The organism is Cupriavidus sp. C3SS-1 (genome assembly GCF_057073755.1).
In genome coordinates this window covers 156030-174761 of sequence record NZ_CP172699.1, presented here as the reverse complement: position 1 = coordinate 174761, position 18732 = coordinate 156030, and the positions used below count along the sequence as shown (strand labels likewise).

17 protein-coding genes are annotated in these 18732 nt (G+C 66.8%); all 17 read right to left on the bottom strand.

Features of this window, described 5'->3' with window-relative positions; translation table 11 throughout:
• Positions 1 to 95 precede the first annotated feature (95 nt).
• Positions 96 to 2120, bottom strand: a complete 2025-nt coding sequence (locus ACIGJC_RS00790; RefSeq protein ID WP_483710146.1) for an acetyl/propionyl/methylcrotonyl-CoA carboxylase subunit alpha — start codon at positions 2118 to 2120, stop codon at positions 96 to 98.
• 74 nt (positions 2121 to 2194) lie between these two features.
• The gene (bioB, locus tag ACIGJC_RS00785) at positions 2195 to 3220 is read right to left on the bottom strand and encodes a biotin synthase BioB (RefSeq protein WP_483710145.1); all 1026 of its coding nucleotides are present in this window, start codon (positions 3218 to 3220) and stop codon (positions 2195 to 2197) included.
• Positions 3221 to 3238: 18 nt separating this feature from the next.
• On the bottom strand, positions 3239 to 3976 hold the full coding sequence (gene bioD / locus ACIGJC_RS00780; RefSeq protein WP_483710144.1) for a dethiobiotin synthase: 738 nt from the start codon (positions 3974 to 3976) through the stop codon (positions 3239 to 3241).
• Positions 3973 to 5199 carry an 8-amino-7-oxononanoate synthase gene (bioF, locus tag ACIGJC_RS00775; protein ID WP_483710143.1) on the bottom strand — a complete coding sequence of 409 codons (1227 nt, stop codon included), beginning with the start codon at positions 5197 to 5199 and terminating at the stop codon, positions 3973 to 3975. The genes bioD and bioF overlap by 4 nt, the downstream gene beginning before the upstream one ends.
• Complete coding sequence (bioA, locus tag ACIGJC_RS00770) at positions 5189 to 6598, bottom strand: adenosylmethionine--8-amino-7-oxononanoate transaminase (RefSeq protein WP_483710142.1); 1410 nt, start codon at positions 6596 to 6598, stop codon at positions 5189 to 5191. The genes bioF and bioA overlap by 11 nt, the downstream gene beginning before the upstream one ends.
• 421 nt (positions 6599 to 7019) lie before the next feature.
• Positions 7020 to 7808, bottom strand: coding sequence for an enoyl-CoA hydratase/isomerase family protein (locus tag ACIGJC_RS00765; RefSeq protein WP_483710141.1), 789 nt, complete (start codon positions 7806 to 7808; stop codon positions 7020 to 7022).
• Positions 7809 to 7865: 57 nt separating this feature from the next.
• On the bottom strand, positions 7866 to 8771 hold the full coding sequence (locus tag ACIGJC_RS00760) for a dienelactone hydrolase family protein (RefSeq protein WP_483710140.1): 906 nt from the start codon (positions 8769 to 8771) through the stop codon (positions 7866 to 7868).
• Between the two features lie 33 nt (positions 8772 to 8804).
• Positions 8805 to 10412: a carboxyl transferase domain-containing protein gene (locus tag ACIGJC_RS00755; protein ID WP_483710139.1), complete on the bottom strand. Its 1608-nt coding sequence runs from the start codon at positions 10410 to 10412 to the stop codon at positions 8805 to 8807.
• Between the two features lie 74 nt (positions 10413 to 10486).
• Positions 10487 to 11173, bottom strand: a complete 687-nt coding sequence (locus tag ACIGJC_RS00750; RefSeq protein ID WP_483710138.1) for a glutathione S-transferase family protein — start codon at positions 11171 to 11173, stop codon at positions 10487 to 10489.
• The gene (locus tag ACIGJC_RS00745; protein ID WP_483710137.1) at positions 11170 to 11601 is read right to left on the bottom strand and encodes a YchJ family protein; all 432 of its coding nucleotides are present in this window, start codon (positions 11599 to 11601) and stop codon (positions 11170 to 11172) included. The genes ACIGJC_RS00750 and ACIGJC_RS00745 overlap by 4 nt, the downstream gene beginning before the upstream one ends.
• Positions 11598 to 12305 (bottom strand): HAD family hydrolase, encoded by a 708-nt coding sequence (locus ACIGJC_RS00740; protein WP_483710136.1) that lies wholly within the window; start codon positions 12303 to 12305, stop codon positions 11598 to 11600. The genes ACIGJC_RS00745 and ACIGJC_RS00740 overlap by 4 nt, the downstream gene beginning before the upstream one ends.
• Positions 12302 to 12961 carry a DsbA family protein gene (locus tag ACIGJC_RS00735; protein WP_483710135.1) on the bottom strand — a complete coding sequence of 220 codons (660 nt, stop codon included), beginning with the start codon at positions 12959 to 12961 and terminating at the stop codon, positions 12302 to 12304. Before ACIGJC_RS00735 ends, ACIGJC_RS00740 begins: the two co-directional genes overlap by 4 nt.
• A 106-nt stretch (positions 12962 to 13067) precedes the next feature.
• Positions 13068 to 14198 carry an acyl-CoA dehydrogenase family protein gene (locus ACIGJC_RS00730; RefSeq protein WP_483710134.1) on the bottom strand — a complete coding sequence of 377 codons (1131 nt, stop codon included), beginning with the start codon at positions 14196 to 14198 and terminating at the stop codon, positions 13068 to 13070.
• Between the two features lie 32 nt (positions 14199 to 14230).
• On the bottom strand, positions 14231 to 14911 hold the full coding sequence (locus ACIGJC_RS00725; RefSeq protein ID WP_483710133.1) for an SDR family oxidoreductase: 681 nt from the start codon (positions 14909 to 14911) through the stop codon (positions 14231 to 14233).
• 81 nt (positions 14912 to 14992) lie between these two features.
• On the bottom strand, positions 14993 to 16174 hold the full coding sequence (locus tag ACIGJC_RS00720; RefSeq protein ID WP_483710132.1) for an acetyl-CoA C-acetyltransferase: 1182 nt from the start codon (positions 16172 to 16174) through the stop codon (positions 14993 to 14995).
• Between the two features lie 53 nt (positions 16175 to 16227).
• Positions 16228 to 16899: a carbonate dehydratase gene (gene can / locus ACIGJC_RS00715; protein ID WP_211946889.1), complete on the bottom strand. Its 672-nt coding sequence runs from the start codon at positions 16897 to 16899 to the stop codon at positions 16228 to 16230.
• Positions 16896 to 18719 (bottom strand): bifunctional isocitrate dehydrogenase kinase/phosphatase, encoded by a 1824-nt coding sequence (gene aceK / locus ACIGJC_RS00710; RefSeq protein WP_483710131.1) that lies wholly within the window; start codon positions 18717 to 18719, stop codon positions 16896 to 16898. The genes can and aceK overlap by 4 nt, the downstream gene beginning before the upstream one ends.
• Positions 18720 to 18732: the final 13 nt, after the last annotated feature.

The following is an 18732-nucleotide window of genomic DNA, read 5'->3' as shown; positions in this document are numbered from 1 at the left end:
GACTCCGGGTCTTCCGTGGCGGGATGGATCATTTTGGCAGAGGTTGCGGGACGGCGCCCGCCCGTGGCCGGCAATCGCCCCGCGCCGCCTCCGGTTCAGGCCTCGCCGCTCGCAAACGCCAGCAACTGCGCACCTTCCGCCACCTGCTCGCCCACGCCGTACAGGATTTCGCTGACCACTCCATCGGCCGGCGCGCTGATGGTGTGCTCCATCTTCATGGCCTCCATCACCAGCAGCGGCGTGCCGCGCGTCACCGTGCTGCCCGGTTCGACCATGACGGCGATGACCTTGCCCGGCATCGGCGCGGTCAGCTTGCCGCCCTCGCCCTCGGCTTCGCCCGCGTGCGCGAGCGGGTCGAGCCAGCCGAGCACCGCGTGGCGTCCCGCGTTGAAGACGTGGAAATCATTGCCCTCCACATGGACCTGGCCATGCGCGCGACGCGTGCCAAGGTCCACGCGGATATCGTCGGCCTGGCACGATGCGCGGAACGGCGCCGCCTGATCGGCATAGATCAGCGTGCTGCCGCGCTCGTTCGCGGTCAGCGTGACATCCAGTGTGTGGCTGCCGTAAGCAAAGCGCAGCGCGCGCGTGGCGCCGCCATTTAGCCGCCACGCGCCGCCATGCGTCCACGGCGAGTGCCGGTCGGCCACGTCGAGGCGCCGCTCGCGCGTTTCGCGGTCGAGCAGCGCGGCGGTCGCCAGCGCGATGATCTCCATGCCGACCGGCGCGGGCGCGGGGAACAGCGTGGCCTCGTTGCGCTCGATCAGGCCCGTGTCGAGATCGGCCGTGCGGAACGCTTCGGACTTCAACAGCCGCTGCAGGAATGCCACGTTGGTGGACAGGCCGACCACGTGATAGGCCGCCAGCGCCTGGCGCATGCGTGCAAGCGCCTCATCGCGGTCCTTGCCCCAGACGATCAGCTTGGCGATCATCGGGTCGTAGTAGGGGCTGATGGTGTCGCCTTCGCGCACGCCGGAGTCGATGCGAACACCAGCGGGGCCGTGGGCATCGCCGCCGCGCATGAACTGGACAGCGGGCGGCGTGCGCAGGAAGCGCAGCGTGCCGGTGGACGGCAGGAACTGCTTGTCGGGATTCTCGGCGTAGATGCGTGCTTCCAGCGCGTGGCCGTCAATGCGGAGTTGTTCCTGCTTCAGCGGTAGCGGCTCGCCGGCGGCCACACGCAATTGCCATTCGACCAGGTCCTGCCCGGTGATCATCTCGGTGACCGGATGCTCGACCTGCAGGCGCGTGTTCATCTCCATGAAGTAGAACGAGCCGTCCTGGTTGGCGATGAATTCGACCGTACCGGCGCCGACATAGCCGACGGCCTTGGCGGCGGCCACGGCAGCCTCGCCCATCGCGCGGCGGCGTTCTTCCGTCATGCCCGGCGCGGGCGCTTCTTCCAGCACCTTCTGGTGACGGCGCTGCACCGAGCAGTCGCGCTCGAACAGGTAGACGCAGTTGCCGTGGGTGTCGGCAAAGACCTGGATCTCGATATGGCGAGGGCGGGTCAGGTATTTCTCGACGAGTACCTTGTCGTCGCCGAAGCTGGCCGAGGCCTCGCGCTTGACCGAGGCGAGCGCCGCTTCGAAGGCATCGCCCGACTCCACCACGCGCATGCCCTTGCCGCCACCGCCGGCGCTGGCCTTGAGCAGCACCGGGTAGCCGATGCGGTCGGCCTCGCTGCGCAGCAGGCCGGGATTCTGGTCTTCGCCGTGGTAACCGGGCACCAGCGGCACGGAGGCCTTTTCCATCAGCTGCTTGGCCGCGCTCTTGCTGCCCATCGCGTGGATGGCCGAGGCCGGCGGGCCGATGAAGACGAGCCCCGCCGCGGCGCAGGCCTCGGCAAATGCTTCGTTCTCGGAGAGGAAGCCGTAGCCGGGATGGATCGCCTGCGCCCCGGTCTCCTTCGCCATCTCGATGATGTGGTCGGCGCGCAGGTAGCTGTCGCGCGCGGCGGCGCCGCCGATATGCACGGCCTCGTCGCAGAAGGCGACGTGGCGCGCATCGGCGTCGGCGTCCGAGTACACCGCGACCGTGCGGATGCCCAGCCTCCGGCAAGTGGCGGCGACGCGGCAGGCGATCTCGCCGCGGTTGGCGATCAGGATCTTGCTGAACATGAGCTCCCTCCGTTTTGACCCGGTTATCGGGATCTTACGGCGGGGAGCTCTCCGCGTGGTGATTTCTTAACTATTCAGCCTGCGTGGCCTTCGGCGCGGATGTCCAGGCGGGCCAGCAGCGCGCGATCCCGGTCCGCCTGCGGGTTGCCGGTGGTCAGCAGCTTGTCGCCGTAGAAGATGGAATTGGCGCCGGCCATGAAGCACAGCGCCTGCAGGGCCTCTTCCATCGCCTCGCGCCCCGCGGACAGGCGCACCATCGCGCCCGGCATGGTGATGCGCGCCACGGCAATCGTGCGGACAAACTCGAACGGGTCCAGCGCATCGGTGCCGGCCAGCGGCGTGCCTTCGACCTGCACCAGGTTGTTGATGGGCACCGACTCGGGATACGGGTCCATGTTGGCGAGCTGCGCGATCAGCCCCGCGCGCGCCTCGCGCGCTTCGCCCATGCCGACGATGCCGCCGCAGCAGACGTTGATGCCGGCATCGCGCACGTGGCCGATGGTATCGAGCCGGTCCTGGTAGGTGCGCGTGGTGATGATCTTGCCGTAAAACTCGGGCGAGGTATCGAGATTGTGGTTGTAGTAGTCCAGGCCCGCTTCCTTGAGCTGCTGCGCCTGTTCGGCCTTCAGCATGCCCAGCGTGACGCAGGTCTCCAGGCCCATGGCCTTGACCTCGCGCACCATGTCCATCACCGGCTCCAGGTGGCGGTCCTTCGGGCTGCGCCACGCGGCCCCCATGCAGAAGCGCGTGGCGCCGTTGGCCTTGGCCGTGCGGGCGGCTTCCAGCACTTCATCGAGGGCCATCAACTTCTCGGCCTTGACGCCGGCATCATGGTGCGCGCTTTGCGGACAGTAGCCGCAATCCTCTTCGCAGCCGCCGGTCTTGATCGACAGCAGCGTGGACAGCTGCACGGTATTGGCGTCGAAGTTCTCGCGGTGCACTTGCTGCGCGCGGAACAGCAGGTCGTTGAACGGCAGCGCGAACAGCGCGGCGACGTCGTCGACGCTCCAGCGCGCGTCCTCCGGCAATGCGTGGCTACGCGCGGTCTGGCGCAGCGATTCGGGGGAAATGGTGGCGACGGTCTGAGTGGCTTGGGTCATGATCGGTTCGGTTTTATGTCAGGCAGCGAGGTCTTGGGCCTCGGACTGGTATTGGATGGAGCGCGCGAGCAGCGGCGCAAGGTCGAGGCGCGCGGCGGCATCGGCCGGCGCCACTTGCCACGGCAATTCGCCGAGGCACGGCGCATCGAGCGCGCCATGCAGCGTGGCAATGTTCTCGTCGGCCAGCAGCATGTCCGGGTCGACGCGGTTGGCAATCCAGCCGGCCAGCGTGAGCCCACGCGCGCGAATGGCCTCGGCGGTCAGCACGGCGTGGTTCAGGCAGCCCAGGCGGATGCCCACCACCATGACCACCGGCAGCGCCAGCATCCCGGCAAGGTCCGCCGTGCTCCAGCGCACCGCGCCGGTATCGAGCGGCACATGGAAACCGCCGACGCCTTCGACGACAACGGCATCGGCCTGCTCGCGCAGCGCATCGAACGCCTGGCGGATCGGTGCACGCGTGATGCGCACGCCTTCCTGCGCGGCGGCCAGGTGCGGCGAGCACGGCGTGCGCAGCAGGAACGGACAGGTCTGCGCCAGCGGCACGGTGACCGAGCTGGCGGCGCGCAGCGCCGCGACGTCATCGTTGTGCCAGTGGTCGCCGCGCCATTCGCTGCCGCTGGCCACGGGCTTCATGCCGGCGGCGGCATAGCCCGCCGCATGCAGCGCGTGCAGGAGCGTGGCGCTCGCGTGGGTCTTGCCCACGCCGGTATCGGTCCCGGTGACAAAGCACTGGAACTTCGCGGGCCGGCTCATGCGGCCTCCTGCTTCGCGTCGCGCATCACGGCGTCGGCCAGCACGCCGACCAGCCGCTGCACGTCCGCGGCCGTATGCGAGGCGGACAGCGTGATGCGCAGCCGCGCGGTGCCCTCCGGCACGGTCGGCGGCCGGATCGCGCCGACGCGGATGCCGTCGGCTTCCAGCCGTGCCGACAGCGCCAGCGAGGTGGCGTTGTCGCCGACGATCAGCGGTTGCACGGCCGTCGCACTGTCGCCCAACTGCCAGCCCGCCGCCGCCGCCAGCGGCGCCAAGCCGGCGCGCAGGCCGGCGATCAGCCGGTTCAGGTTGGCGCGGCGTTGCCGGCCCTCCTCGCCCTCGATGATCGCGAGGCTGGCCATCAGCGCGTGCGCCACCGCAGGCGGCGCGGCCGTGGTGTAGATGTAAGGCCGCGCGGTGTTGACGAGGTGTTCGATGATGGTCTCGTGCGCCGCCACGAAGGCGCCAGCCACGCCGGCGGCCTTGCCCAGCGTGCCGATGTAGATGAAGCGCTCCGAGTTCAGCCCGAGCGCCTGCAGCACGCCGTGGCCATCATCACCCAGCACGCCGAAGCCGTGCGCATCGTCGACGATGATCCATGCGTCGTGGCGTTCGGCCAGCGCGAGCAGTTCGGCCAGCGGCGCCACGTCGCCGTCCATGCTGAACACGCTGTCGGTCACGATCAGCTTGAGCGGGCTGGTGCTGGCGCCGAGCAGCGCGTCGAGCGCGGCCGCGTCGCAATGCGGGTAGCGCTGCACGTCGGCGCGCGCAAGCCGGGCGCCGTCGATCAGCGAGGCATGGTTGAGCGACTCGCAGAACAGCGTCGCGCCCGCGGTGCCCAGCGCCGTCAGCACGGCCATGTTGGCCATGTAGCCCGTGCAGAAATACAGCGTGCGGGCTTGCGGGATGTACGGGGCGAACCAGCGCGCCAGTTCCTCTTCGAGGCGCGCGTGCGCCAGCGAATGGCCGCTGACCAGGTGCGAGGCGCCGCTGCCCGCGCCATACAGCTGTGCGCCTTCCGCGAGCGCGGCGGCGACATCAGGGTGGCTGGCCAGGCCCATGTAGTCGTTGCTGCAGAAGGTCAGCAAGGACTGCGGCGCGGGCGTATCGACCGGTCCAACCGACTGGTGCGGCGCGCAGGCCGTATGCGCGATGCGGCGCCGGCGCGTGAGCGCGCGGGCCTGGCGTTCATCGGCTGCGCGGCGCAGTTGTTCAAGCAGCATGGCGGGCCTCCTCGTTGGCGTGGGTAGGGCCGAGCACATCGTCCAGCGTGGCGAGCAGTTGCCCGGCCAGCCAGCGCGCCTGCGCGGCGTCGAAGACATAGGGCGGCATCACATACAGCGTGTTGCCGATCGGCCGCACGAGCAGCTCGCGCGCTTGCGCAGCCCGGTGGAAGCGTCCGGCGAAGCCTTCGCCGGCGACGTCGTCGTGCACATCGACGGCCCAGATCAGGCCGCGCTGGCGCATGCGGTGCAGGCGTGCATCGTCTGAGAACGGCGCCATCGCATCGGCCAGCCACTGCGCGCGATCACGGTTGCGCGCGATCACGTCGTCCTGCGCGAACACGTCGAGCGTGGCCAGCGCGGCGCGGCAGGCCAGCGGGTTGCCGGTATAGGAATGCGAATGCAGGAAGCTGCGCGCGAGATCGTCGGCAACGAAGGCGCGCTGGATCTCCGGGCGCGACAGCACCAGCGACAGCGGCAGGTAGCCGCCGCTGATGCCTTTGGAGAGGCACAGGAAATCGGGCCACGCATGCGCGGGCAGCGGCTGCCCGCCGTCGCGGCATTGCTCCCAGGCGAAGAAAGTGCCGGTGCGCCCGCAGCCGACGGCGATCTCGTCGGCGATCAGGTGGACGCGGTAGCGGTCGCACAAGGCGCGCGCGCCTTCGAGGTAGGACGGGTCATGCATGGCCATGCCGCCGGCACCCTGCACCAGCGGCTCGATGATCAGCGCCGCGATGTGGCCGGCGCGTTCGCGCAGCAGCGTCTCCAGCGCCGCCAGCGCGCGCGTGGCGACGTCGGCGGCGGTCTCGCCCGCTGCGGCCTGGCGAGCGTCGGGCGACATCACGACGTGCGCGCGGCGGATCAGAGGGTCATAGGCATCGCGGAAGACGTCGAGATCGGTCACGCCCAGCGCACCCACGGTTTCGCCGTGGTAGCCATTGGCCAGGCAGACGAACTCGCGCTTGGCCGCCAGGCCGGTGTTGCGCCAGTAGTGGAAACTCATCTTGAGCGCGATCTCCACGGCCGACGCGCCGTCCGATGCGTAGAACGCGTGGCCAAGCGCGCCGCCGGTCAGCGCCGACAGGCGTTCGGCCAGCTCGACAGCGGGTGCATGGGTACAGCCCGCGAGCATGACGTGCTCCAGCGTCTGGAGCTGGTCCGCCAGTGCGGCGCTGATCTTCGGGTTGGCGTGGCCGAACAGGTTGACCCACCAAGAACTGGTGGCATCGAAATAGCGCCGTCCATCGGCATCGTGAAGCCACGGGCCTTCGCCGCGCACCATGGCCAGCGGCGTCGCGTCGTCGTCAGGGCGCAGCCGCGTGCACGGGTGCCAGACCGCGCGCTTGCTGCGCTGGCCAAGCGAATCGCCGGCCGGGTTCTGCAGGGACTGTTGTTGCAAGGGAGTCCTCCTTGGTTGACCCTCCGCGTGGCGCACTGGTAACTGGGCCGGGCGAGCGGGACGGAAGGGTTCGGGAGGGCTATGTTAGGAACGGGCCGAGGGAGTTGGCAATGGCGGCGGCTTTTTTGAATTGGCGGCAAGTTGAGCGGATTTAGACGCCGTTGCAAGGGGGATGCCTTGCTTTTGTCGTTAGCGTGCAGCGATCTCCATGCAAGTTGCGCAGGCACTTTTTGCTGCGCTGGAATTTCACTTGCTGCGGCATGACTCCCTCTCCCATACGGCGGGAGACGGTGGGGAGAGAGGGCCGCAGTCACCACAACGTGCGGTGCATCATGCTTGGCACACGCCTGCCCTCTCCCCCGGCCCCTCTCCCGCAAGCGGGAGAGGGGAGCAAACAGGCGCGTCACCAGACGTCGCAGCCTCAAGCCGGCCGCCACGACGGCGACCGCTTCTCCAGGAACGACCTGACCCCCTCCTTCCCCTCCGCCGATGCACGAATCTTCGCAATCCGGTCCGCCGTGTCAGCCAGCAAGTCGTTGTCGATGATCCGTCCCGCAACCTCCTGCACCAGCCGCTTGCTTTCACGCACGGCATTAGGACTGTTGGCAACCAGCGCCGATGCAATCTCGCCGATCTTGGCATCCAGGGCCTCGGCAGGCACCACGGCATGCACGAATCCGAGCCGAAGCGCTTCCGCCGCATCAAACCGCTCGGCGGTAATGAAGTAACGCCGCGACGCCTGCTCCCCCATGGCGCGAATCACATACGGGCTGATCGTCGCCGGCAGCAGACCAAGCCGCGCTTCGGAGAGGCAGAAATGCGCGTGCTCAGCCGCCACGGCGATATCACATGCAGCAACCAGCCCCACGCCTCCGGCATATGTATCCCCCTGGATCCGAGCAATCACCGGCCGCGGACACGACCAGATGGTATGCAGCATCTGCGCGAGCGTCAGCGCATCGGCGCGGTTCTCGTCTTCCGAGTAGCCGGCCATCTTTTTCATCCAGTTCAGGTCCGCGCCCGCGCAGAATGCCGGCCCGTTGCCGGCGAGCACGATGGCCCGCACCCCGTCCATGTCGCCAAGCGCGCGAAAAGCGCCGGTCAGTTCGGCAATGACGGTTTCATTGAAGGCGTTGCGCACATCGGGCCGGTTCAGCGTGACGGTGGCGATGTGGCTGGCAACGTTGACGGTAAGCGTGGTGAAGTTCATGTTGCGCTCCGGATGGAATGGGGATGCAGGCCCGCGCATGCAAGCGCCGGCGCCGGATCAGGAACCGTTCTCGAACGGCAGGCCAAGCGATCGAAAGAAGGCGCCGACTTGCGGCAGCCAGAGAGGAATGCCTTCGCGTGCGCTGAACAGGCGGTGCGAGTCGCCGGCGAACTCGCCGACGTCGATCATGCGCGCATCGGCGGCGGCCCCTTTCGCGTTGGCCTTGTAGGCGTTGAACATGCGGTCGGGCAGCGGTGCGGGCCAGTAGCTGTCGTTGTCGCCATAGATCCACAGCGATGGATAGCGCGCGTCCTTGCCATAGTCGCCGAACGTCTCGATCAACTTGTCCTCCCAGTCCGGACAGCTCAGGTTGCGCAGGCCGCCCGCGAAATTGACCACGCCGAGCACGCCGGGATAGGAGATGGTGCTGAACGCCATGGTCGTCAGGCCGCCATGCGACTGGCCAATGACCACGATGCGGTCCTTGTCGACGTAAGGCTGGCTGACCATGTAATCCAGCGCGGCGACCACGTCCTCCGCCTGCTGCAGTCCGTTGATCTCGATATTGCAGCTACCGCCGATGTACGGCCCGCCCGAGCGTGCGAAGCCCTGGCGCATCGGCAGCACCACGACGTAGCCGCGGCGCAGGAACTCCACAGTCTGCGCCGGGAAGCGCGCACGCCCCTGGAAGACCGGCTTGCCGGGCGATTTGCCGTGGTTGATGACGACCAGCGGGAACGGCCCTTCGCCAGACGGACGGAACACCGTGGCTTCGAGGTCAACGCGGAACGGCGAAGCCGCCTTGGGCACCAGCACCACCTGCTCCGAAAAACGGACGCGCGTCGCCGGTGCGCTTTGCGCGGTGCCCGGTGGCTGGGCCTGCGCCACGGCCGGCGCATACAGCAGCAGCCCCAGCACTTGCAGTGTGGCGAGACATCGAAGCAAAAAGGCAGGACAACCCATGACAGTGACGTACGGCGCGTATGGCCAGCTCCCTTACATACGGAACACGCCGAACTTCATATCGTCGATCGGCGCGTTCAGGCTGGCGGAGAGCCCCAACCCGAGCACCGTGCGCGTCTGCGCCGGGTCGATCACGCCGTCATCCCACAGGCGCGCGCTCGCGTAGTACGGGTGGCCCTGGTGTTCGTACTGGTCGCGGATCGGCTGCTTGAACGCGTCTTCCTCTTCCTGGCTCCACTGGCCGCCCTTCGCCTCGATGCCATCGCGGCGCACGGTCGCCAGCACGCTCGCGGCCTGCTCGCCGCCCATCACCGAGATGCGCGCGTTCGGCCACATCCACAGGAAGCGCGGCGAATACGCGCGGCCGCACATGCCGTAGTTGCCGGCGCCGAACGAGCCGCCAATGATCACCGTGAATTTGGGAACCTGTGCGGTCGCCACCGCCGTCACCATCTTGGCGCCGTTACGCGCAATGCCTTCGTTCTCGTACTTGCGGCCCACCATGAAGCCCGTGATGTTCTGCAGGAACACCAGCGGAATCTTGCGCTGGCAGCAGAGTTCGATGAAGTGCGCGCCCTTGAGCGCCGCTTCCGAGAACAGGATGCCGTTGTTGGCCACGATGCCGACCGGGTAGCCCCAGATGCGCGCGAAGCCGCATACCAGCGTGGTGCCATAGCGCGCCTTGAATTCGTCGAACTCGGATCCGTCGACGATGCGCGAGATGACCTCGCGCACGTCGAACGGCTTGCGCGTGTCGGTCGGGATCACGCCGTACAGTTCTTCCACCGGATACAGCGGTTCGGCCGGCTCATGCAGGCGGATCTGGTCGGGCTTGCGCCGGTTCAGGTGCCCCACGATATTGCGCGCCAGCGACAGCGCGTGATGATCGTTCTGCGCGAAATAGTCGGCCACGCCCGATAGGCGCGTGTGGACATCGGCACCGCCAAGGTCCTCGGCGCTGACCACCTCACCTGTTGCGGCCTTCACCAGCGGCGGGCCGGCGAGGAAGATGGTGCCCTGGTTCTTGACGATGATCGACTCGTCGCTCATCGCCGGCACGTAGGCGCCGCCGGCCGTGCACGAGCCCATCACCACGGCGATCTGCGGGATGCCCTGCTTCGACAGGTTGGCCTGGTTGTAGAAGATGCGGCCGAAGTGGTCGCGATCGGGGAACACCTCGTCCTGGTTCGGCAGGTTGGCGCCGCCCGAGTCCACCAGGTAGATGCAAGGCAGGTTGTTCGCCTCGGCAATCTCCTGCGCGCGCACATGCTTCTTGACCGTCATCGGGTAGTACGTACCGCCCTTGACCGTCGCGTCGTTGCAGACGATCACGCATTCCTGCCCGGCCACGCGGCCGATGCCGGTGATGATGCCGGCGCCCGGGGCGGCATTGTCGTACATGTCGTATGCCGCTAGCTGCGACAGCTCCAGGAACGGCGTGCCCGGGTCCAGCAGTTGCTGCACGCGGTCGCGCGGCAGCAGCTTGCCGCGCGACAGGTGCTTGTCGCGCGCGGCATCGCCGCCGCCTTCGGCGAGCTTCGCCACCTTGGCCTTGAGGTCGGCCACCAGCGCCTGCATGGCTTCGGCGTTGGCCTTGAACGATTCGGAACGCGCGTTGAGTTTGGTTTCCAGCGTGGGCATGTTGAGGTCTCTTTCCGGTCTCTTGCCGCTTGGTTGCTCGAAATCTTTCGCGTCAGGATCGCCGCCTGCCAGCGTCAGCCGCTGCGCTTGGGCAGCGGATGCCCGGGCATCAGGTCATACGGATGCTTCCACCCCGGCAGCGCACGCATGCGCTCGGTCCACGCGTGGATGTGCGGATACTCCTTGCGCCAGTGCACGCCGATCTCGTCGTCGAAGAACACATAGCCCGCCAGCGAGAAGTCCGCGATGGTCGCATGCTCGCCCGTGACGAAGCTGCGGCCGGCCAACTGCGCGTTCAGCACGCTCCATGCGCCTTCGCAGCGCGTGCGGAAGAACTGCAGCACCGTCTGGTCCGGTGTCGCGGTGAAGGCGCGCAGGAAGCGATAGGTAGCGGTGTACGACGTGAACTTGTGGTTGTCGAACAGCAGCCAGCGCAGGATTTCGGCGCGTTCGGCCTGGTTCGCGGCGCCGTAGGCATCGAGGCGCGATGCCAGCGTTTCGAGGATCACGCCCGACTGGGACAGGCGTTGCCCGCCGAACTCCAGCACCGGCACCTCGCCCATGACATTGATGGCGCGGTACTCCGGCGTGCGCGTCTCGCCGTTGAAGTAATCGACAAAGCGCGGCTGCCACAACGGCCGGTCGCGTTGCGCGCTGACGGTCTCCAGCAGCAGTGCCACCTTGTAGGCATTACCGGACTGGGCAAAGCAGTACAGCAGGTATTCCGGCGTGCTGCCGGATGCCGTCGATTCGATGCTCATGACGCCTCCCCGATCATGTCGCCATCCACATACAGCCACACCGGCGCCTCGCCGGCCGCGCGCGGCTCGCGCACGAACCGGCTGCGCTCATGCAGCCGCCACGCGCGCCCGCCCACCTTGTAGCGTGCCACGAATTCCACCTCGGCATGCGTATCGTCCTGCTGCGAATGGGCCTTGATGGCGAGACCCAGCCAGCGCGTTCCCGTGTCCGGCGCCAGGTCGGCCGGGCAAGTGGACGGGTGCCAGGTCTGCCGCAACCAATCCATATTGCCCATGACATACGCGGTATAGCGCGAGCGCATCAGCGACTCCGCATTGGGCGGCACGGCTTCGCCGCGATGATAGCGGCCGCAGCACGCGGCATAGTCCGCGCCGAGGCCACAGGGGCATGGCGCGGTGGTGGCGCGAGGCGGTCGCTTTGCGCTCATCCCAGCAACTCCGCCAGTTCGCGCATGTCAGTGAACAGATGGTGGGCGCCGGCTTCGCGCATCAGTGCAGGATCGTTGCGCGCCGCATAGCCGAAAACAGTCATGCCCGCCGCCACGCCGGCGGTGATGCCGGTCGGGCTGTCCTCCACCACCGCGCAGCGCGACGGCTCCACGCCCATGGTGCGTGCGGCGAGCAGGTACACATCCGGTGCAGGCTTGCTGCGCTCCACCTCGGTGGCCGAGAAGATATGCTCGCGTTCGTCCTGCTGGAACAACTCCACCAGGCCCGTGCGCGTGAGCTGCAGCTTGACCTTGACGCGGTCCGCGCCCGATGCGACGCACACCGGCATGCCGGTCGCGGCAATCGCGGATACCGCTTCGCGCACGTAGGGCACGCTCTGCACTTCGGCCTCCAGCACCTGGTTGCGTCGCACAAACCATTGCGACAGCCAATTCTCCGGCAACGGCGCGCCGCGCCTGCGCTCGATATTGCCGAGCTCTTCGCGCACGGCACGCCCCAGGAACCACTTGGTCGAATCCTCGAGCGAGATGGCGATGCCAAGCTCGTTGAGCATTTCGTTGAGCAAGCGGTTGACGATCGGCTCGCTGTCGACCAGCACGCCGTCGCAGTCGAAGATCACACAATCAAAACGCGACGATGGGCCGGAGGTTGGACCATTCACGGCCCGGTTTGCTGCAGTCATGCGGGTTTCTTTTCCTTGTTGACGTCCACGCTGCTCACGGCGCGCAGCTCGGTCTGGCGGTCGCGCTTCAGGTGGTCTTCGATCTGGTTGAAACGGTCGAAGCCCCAGAACGGCTCGCCGTCGATGATGACGAATGGCGAGCCGAACACGCCCTTGGCCATGGCGACCTCGATCTCGGCCTTGAGCTGGTCCTTGATCTGGTAGCCGGTCGCGCCGGCATCCATGGCATGCACGTCCACGCCAAGGGGTTCGGCCAGCTTCGAGATCTCGGCCGGCTCGGCGATGTTGATGTCGTCCACGAACAGCGCGTGGTACACCGACCTGGCAAACGCCGTGGCGACATCCGCGCCGTGGTGGTTCTGCAGCCACAGCATGGCACGCGCGGCATGCGTGGTCGGCAGCGGGAAGTGCGTCGGGCGCTTGTATTCGATGCCGTGAAAGCGCGCGCTGCGCTCGAAATCGCGCCAGCAGTATTCGCCCTTGAGCGGGATCTGCGGCAACGGCGAGGAGCCGGTGGTCTTGAACACCACACCGAGCAGGATCGGATGCCAGGCCACGAAGCGACCGTACTTCTGCGCCAGCTCGTCGATTCGCGTACTGGCGAAGTAGCCATACGGCGACGAGAAATCAAAGTAGAAGTCGATCGCAGCGGTCATGGTCGGGGGCCCTTGGTCGTGGTGGATGGTCGGATGGCTCGGGAAGCCTCCAGGACGCCTGGCCGTGCTCCCCCAGCCCCATGGTACGCGTGTCGGCGCGCCGCGGCTACGCCAGGGCGCGCGCGATCAGGATCTTCTGGATGTCGCTGGAGCCTTCGTAGATCTGGCACACGCGCACGTCGCGATAGATGCGCTCGACCGGGAAATCGCTGACGTAGCCATAGCCGCCGAAAACCTGGATCGCATCGGAACAGACCTTCTCCGCGATCTCGCTGGCAAACAGCTTGGCCATGGCCGCCTCTTTCAGGCAGGGCCGGCCGGCGTCCTTGAGCGAGGCCGCGTGCCAGATCATCTGGCGCGCCACGTCGATGCGCGTGGCCATCTCGGCCAGGCGGAACTGCACGGCCTGGTGCTGGAACAGCGGCTGGCCGAAGCTCTCGCGCCCCTTGGAGTAGGCCAGCGCTGCGTCGAACGCCGCGCGCGCCATGCCGATGCTCTGCGAGGCAATACCGATGCGCCCGCCCTCCAGCCCCGATAGCGCCATCTTGTAGCCCGCGCCTTCGTCGCCGAGCAGGTTGGCGGCCGGCACGCGGCAATCCTCGAACAGGATCTGGGCGGTGTCCGACGAATGCTGGCCGAGCTTGTCTTCGATGCGCGCCACCACATAGCCAGGGGTGCTGGTCGGCACCAGGAACGCGCTGATGCCGCGCTTGCCTGCGGCCTTGTCGGTCACGGCCATGACGATGGCCACGTCGGCATTCTGTCCGCTGGTGATGAACTGCTTGACGCCGTTAAGCACGTAGTGATCGCCATCGCGCACGGCGGTGGTACGCAGCGCCGCGGCGTCCGAGCCCACGTGCGGCTCGGTCAGGCAGAACGCGCCGAGCATTTCGCCGCGCGCGAGCGGCACCAGCCACTTCTGCTTCTGCGCTTCATCGGCGAAGGCCATCAGCATGCTGCAGACGGGGCAGTTGTTGACGCTGATGACGGTCGAGGTGCCGCCATCGCCCGCGGCGATTTCCTCCAGGATCAGCGCCAGCGACAGGTAGTCGAGGCCGGCGCCGCCATACTGTTCCGGGACCGCCACGCCGTAGGCGCCCAGCGCCGCGAGTTCGCGATGCACGTCCTTGGGGAAGGTCTTGTCGCGGTCCCACTGCGCGGCCTGAGGCGCGATCACCTCCTGCGCGAACTGTCGCACGGCGTCGCGGATCATTTCCTGTTCGGATGTCAGCAGCATGTCGTTTCTGTATGAGTGAGTCCGGCCCGCGCTTACCAGGGGATGGGGGTGCCGTCGTAGTTGAAGAAGCTGCCGTTATCGCGGCGTTTGGCCCCCGCCAGCAGCTGGCGCATGCCCTTCACGCTCTGCTGCGGCGTGATGTCCGCCGCCTTGCCGCCCATGTCGGTCTGCACCCAGCCCGGATGCAGCGCCACGCAGGTGGCATGGCGCGCGTCGAGCGATACCGACTTCAGCGCCGCGTTGACGCCGGCCTTGCTGACGCGGTAGAGCCAGCTGCCATTGCTGTCCATCGAGCCAAGGCTGCCCATGCGCGATGACAGCACCGCCAGCACGCCGCCATGGCCGCCCTGCCCGGTCTCGACATAGGGCAGCACCAGCGGCAGCGCCATCATCGGGCCGAGCACGTTCACGTGCATCACGCGATCAAAGTCCTCCCGCGTGACCGGCTGCGCGCCTTCGGTGCGCGGTCCCAGCACGCCGGCGTTGTAGATGGCCACGTCGAGCGATTCGCCATCGAGCTTCCAGCCCAGGCCGGCCACGGCACCGGGATCGGCCAGGTCGGCCTGGTGGGCTTCGGCGCCCAACGCCTTGAGCGCGGCGACGCCTTCAGGCGTGCGCGCCGCCGCGATGACGCGCCAGCCGTCGGCACGGTACTGGCGGACGAATTCGAGACCGATGCCGCGCGAGGCACCGAGGATAAGTGCGGTTGGCATGGCTGGGCTCCTGGCAAGGGTTCATCGATTGTCTTTCGGTTCCTCCCTCTCCCATAAATGGGAGAGGGGAGAAGCCGCGCCTCAGACGATCTCGATCCCCACCGCCGTCGCCTCGCCACCACCGATGCACAAACTGGCCACGCCGCGCTTGCCGCCGGTCTTGCGCAGCGCGCCGATCAGCGTGGTCATGATGCGCGCGCCCGAAGCGCCGATCGGGTGGCCCAGCGCACAGGCGCCGCCGTGGATGTTGACCTTCTCGCGCGGGATCTTGAGGTCGTGCATGGCGGCCATCGGCACCACGGCAAAGGCCTCGTTGATCTCGAACAGGTCGACGCTGTCGGTGGTCCAGTCGAGCTTGCGATAGAGCTTGGCCATGGCTTCCACCGGCGCGGTGGTGAACCAGCCCGGCGCCTGCGCGTGCGTGGTGTGGCCCAGCATGCGCGCGATCGGCTGCAGGCCGAGCTTCTTCGCGGTGGATTCGCGCATCATCACCAGCGCCGAGGCGCCGTCGTTGATCGACGACGACGATGCCGCCGTGATGGTGCCGTCCTTGGCGAACGCGGGCTTCAGCGCGGGAATCTTGTCGAGCTTGATGCGGCGCGGGCCTTCGTCGGTATCGATGACGGTGTCGCCGCCCTTGCCCGACACGGTGACCGGGGCGATCTCCCAGCGGAAATCGCCCGACTCGGTAGCCTGTTGCGCGCGGCGCACGCTTTCGATCGCGAAGGCGTCTTGCTGCTCGCGCGTGAAACCGTACTTGGCGACGCAGTCCTCGCCAAAAGTGCCCATGGCGCGGCCCTTGTCGTAGGCATCTTCCAGGCCGTCCAGCATCATGTGGTCATAGATCATGCCGTGGCCGATGCGGTAGCCGCCACGGCCCTTCGGGATCAGGTACGGCGCATTGGTCATGCTTTCCATGCCGCCGGCAATCGCGATGTCGAACGAGCCGGCCACCAGGCCGTCATAAACGTTCATGGCCGCGCGCATGCCCGAGCCGCACATCTTGTTGACCGTGGTACAGCCCACGCCCAGCGGCAGGCCCGCTCCGAGCGCCGCCTGGCGCGCCGGGGCCTGGCCCTGGCCGGCCGGCAGCACGCAGCCAAACACCACTTCCTCGACCTGCTCCGGCTTGATGCCGGCGCGTTCGACCGCTGCGCGAATGGCAACGGCGCCGAGCTGCGGCGCGGTCAGCGACGCGAATTCACCCTGGAATGCCGCCATGGGGGTACGGGCGGCGGAAACGATGACGATGGGGTCTTGCATGTCTGTTCTCCTGGTATCGGTATGCGCGAATCGTGTGGTGTTGGCAGCCGCGATCAGCGGATCGACGCCTGCGGCGGGTCGCCGAACTGGCGATAGGCGGCGGCCAGCTGCTCGTGCAGCTCGTCGTTATTGCTGGCGGCCATGCCGAGGTCACGCAGCAGGCCGTCTGACACGCCGTAGACCCAGCCGTGCACGGTCACGTCCTGACCGCGTGCCCATGCGTCCTGCAGCACGGTGGTCTGGCAAACGTTGTTGACCTGCTCGATCACGTTCAGCTCGCACAGGCGCGTGTGGGCGTCGTCCTCGCGCAGGATGGTGCCGAGGTAGGCCTCATGCTTGTCGGCCACGTCGCGCACATGGCGCAGCCAGTTGTCGGCCAGGCCGATGCGCTCGCGCTTGAGCGCCACCTTCACGCCGCCGCAGCCGTAGTGGCCAACCACCGTGATGTGGCGCACCTTGAGCACTTCCACGGCGAACTGGATCACCGACAGCGCGTTCAGGTCGCTGTGCGCGATCACGTTGGCGATATTGCGATGGACGAACACCTCGCCCGGCGCCAGCCCCAGGATCTGGTTGGCGGGCACGCGCGAGTCGGAGCAACCGATCCACAGGTATTCAGGCGCCTGCTGGTTGGCCAGGCGCATGAAGAAGGTCGGGTCTTCCGCATTGACGCGGTCGACCCAGTCGCGGTTGTTGCGGAACAGCTGGGCGATGGCGTCACTCATGCGACTCTCCTTGCAATGCCGGCGACAGGCGCGCTGCGACCGGAACCATAGCGGTGGATGAAGCGTTCGGAGATGGGATAGGCAAAGAAGTCATGAACTTGTCCGGCCAGCAGCCGGTCCTTGTGGCCCTGCCACATGGCAGGGTCGAATAAATCTTCGTGATGGCGCAGGAATGGCTCGCGCACGCGCGGGTTGCCCAGCAGGAAGGTGCGGAAGGTCTCGGGGAAGATGTCGTGCGGACGCACGGTGTACCAGGGTTCGCCCGACATCTCCTCCTCTTCGTTGCGCGGCTCGGGCACGTGGCGCACGTTGCAGTCGGTGAAGTACTCGATCTCGTCGTAATCGTAGAACACCACGCGGCCATGGCGCGTTACGCCAAAGTTTTTATACAGCATATCGCCAGGGAAGATATTCGCGGCGATCAGTTCCTTGATGGCATTGCCGTACTCGATCACGCCGTGCTCCACCTGCTCGTCCGTGCCTTCCTGCAGCCACAGGTTCAGCGGCGTCATGCGGCGCTCGATATAGACGTGCCGCACCACGATTTCCTCGGCGCCATCCTTGGCGCGCTGATACTCGATCATCGACGGCGCGTGGTGTTCGAGTTCGCGCACCAGCTCGTCATCGAAACGCGACAGCGGGAAGGCCACGTTCGAATACTCCAGCGTATCGGCCATGCGGCCGACGCGGTCATGCTGCTTGACGAGCAGGTACTTGGACTGGACCAGCGCGCGCGTGGTTTCTTTCGGCGCCGGATAAAAGTCCTTGATCACCTTGAACACATACGGGTACGACGGCAGCGTGAATACCAGCATCACCAGCCCCTTGATTCCCGGCGCGCTGATGAACTTGTCGGACGAGTGCTGCAGGTGGTGCAGGAAATCCCGGTAGAACAGGTTCTTGCCCTGCTTCTGCAAACCCAGCGAGGTATAGATCTCCGCGCGCGGCTTGCGCGGCATGATGTCGCGCAGGAAGGTCACATAGGCCGACGGAATTTCCATGTCGACCATGAAGTACGAGTGCGTGAACGAGAACAGGATCATCACCTGGAGCTTCTTCAGCAGCACCGCATCGAGCACCAGCTTGCCCGACGCCCCGTGCACGATAGGGATCGCCAGCGGATAGGTGCGGTCGGCGTTCAGGATGCGCCCGATGATGAAGGCCGTCTTGTTGCGGAAGAACAGCGACGACAACACGTGGATCTGGAAATTCGGCGCGATGCGCGCATCGCCGAAATGCTCCTCGACGGTGCTGACCACGTAGCCGATATCGCGCCGCAGGTCCTCGAACGGCCGCTCGAGCTGGTAGTTGTGCACGATGCGCTCGAAGCAATCCGCCATGCCGTGGCGGCTGCCTGGATAGTAGGCGCGAAACGTCGGCTTGATCGGCGACTCCTCGTTCTCGATGTACTCGGTCGAGATGGCCGGGCGCACGAAAATGAAGTCGTTATTGAAGTACGAGCGGTGCAGCAGGCGCGTGCAGACGGAGTTGAAGAAGGTCTCGGCCAGTTCGGGCTGGTGGTGGTTGGTCAGCAGCCCGATGTAGTGCAGCTTGATCTGCTGCCAGATTTCGTCCTCGATATTCTCGGCGTCGTACTCGTCTTCGAGCAACACGCTGGTCTCGCGCACGCGCTCGTTGTAGAAATCAATGCGGTCGCGCTGGATCTGCTGCAGGCCCAGCCAGTCGCCCGCCTCGAACTTCACCTTGGCCTGGTGGCTGACCTCGCGGAACAGCCGGTAATGCTTGTCGAACCCGTCCAGCATGGTCCGCGCCACGTCGAAGGCAATCTGCGAAGAGAGCAGTTTGGGGAAGTGGGACATGGGACGGGGTGGA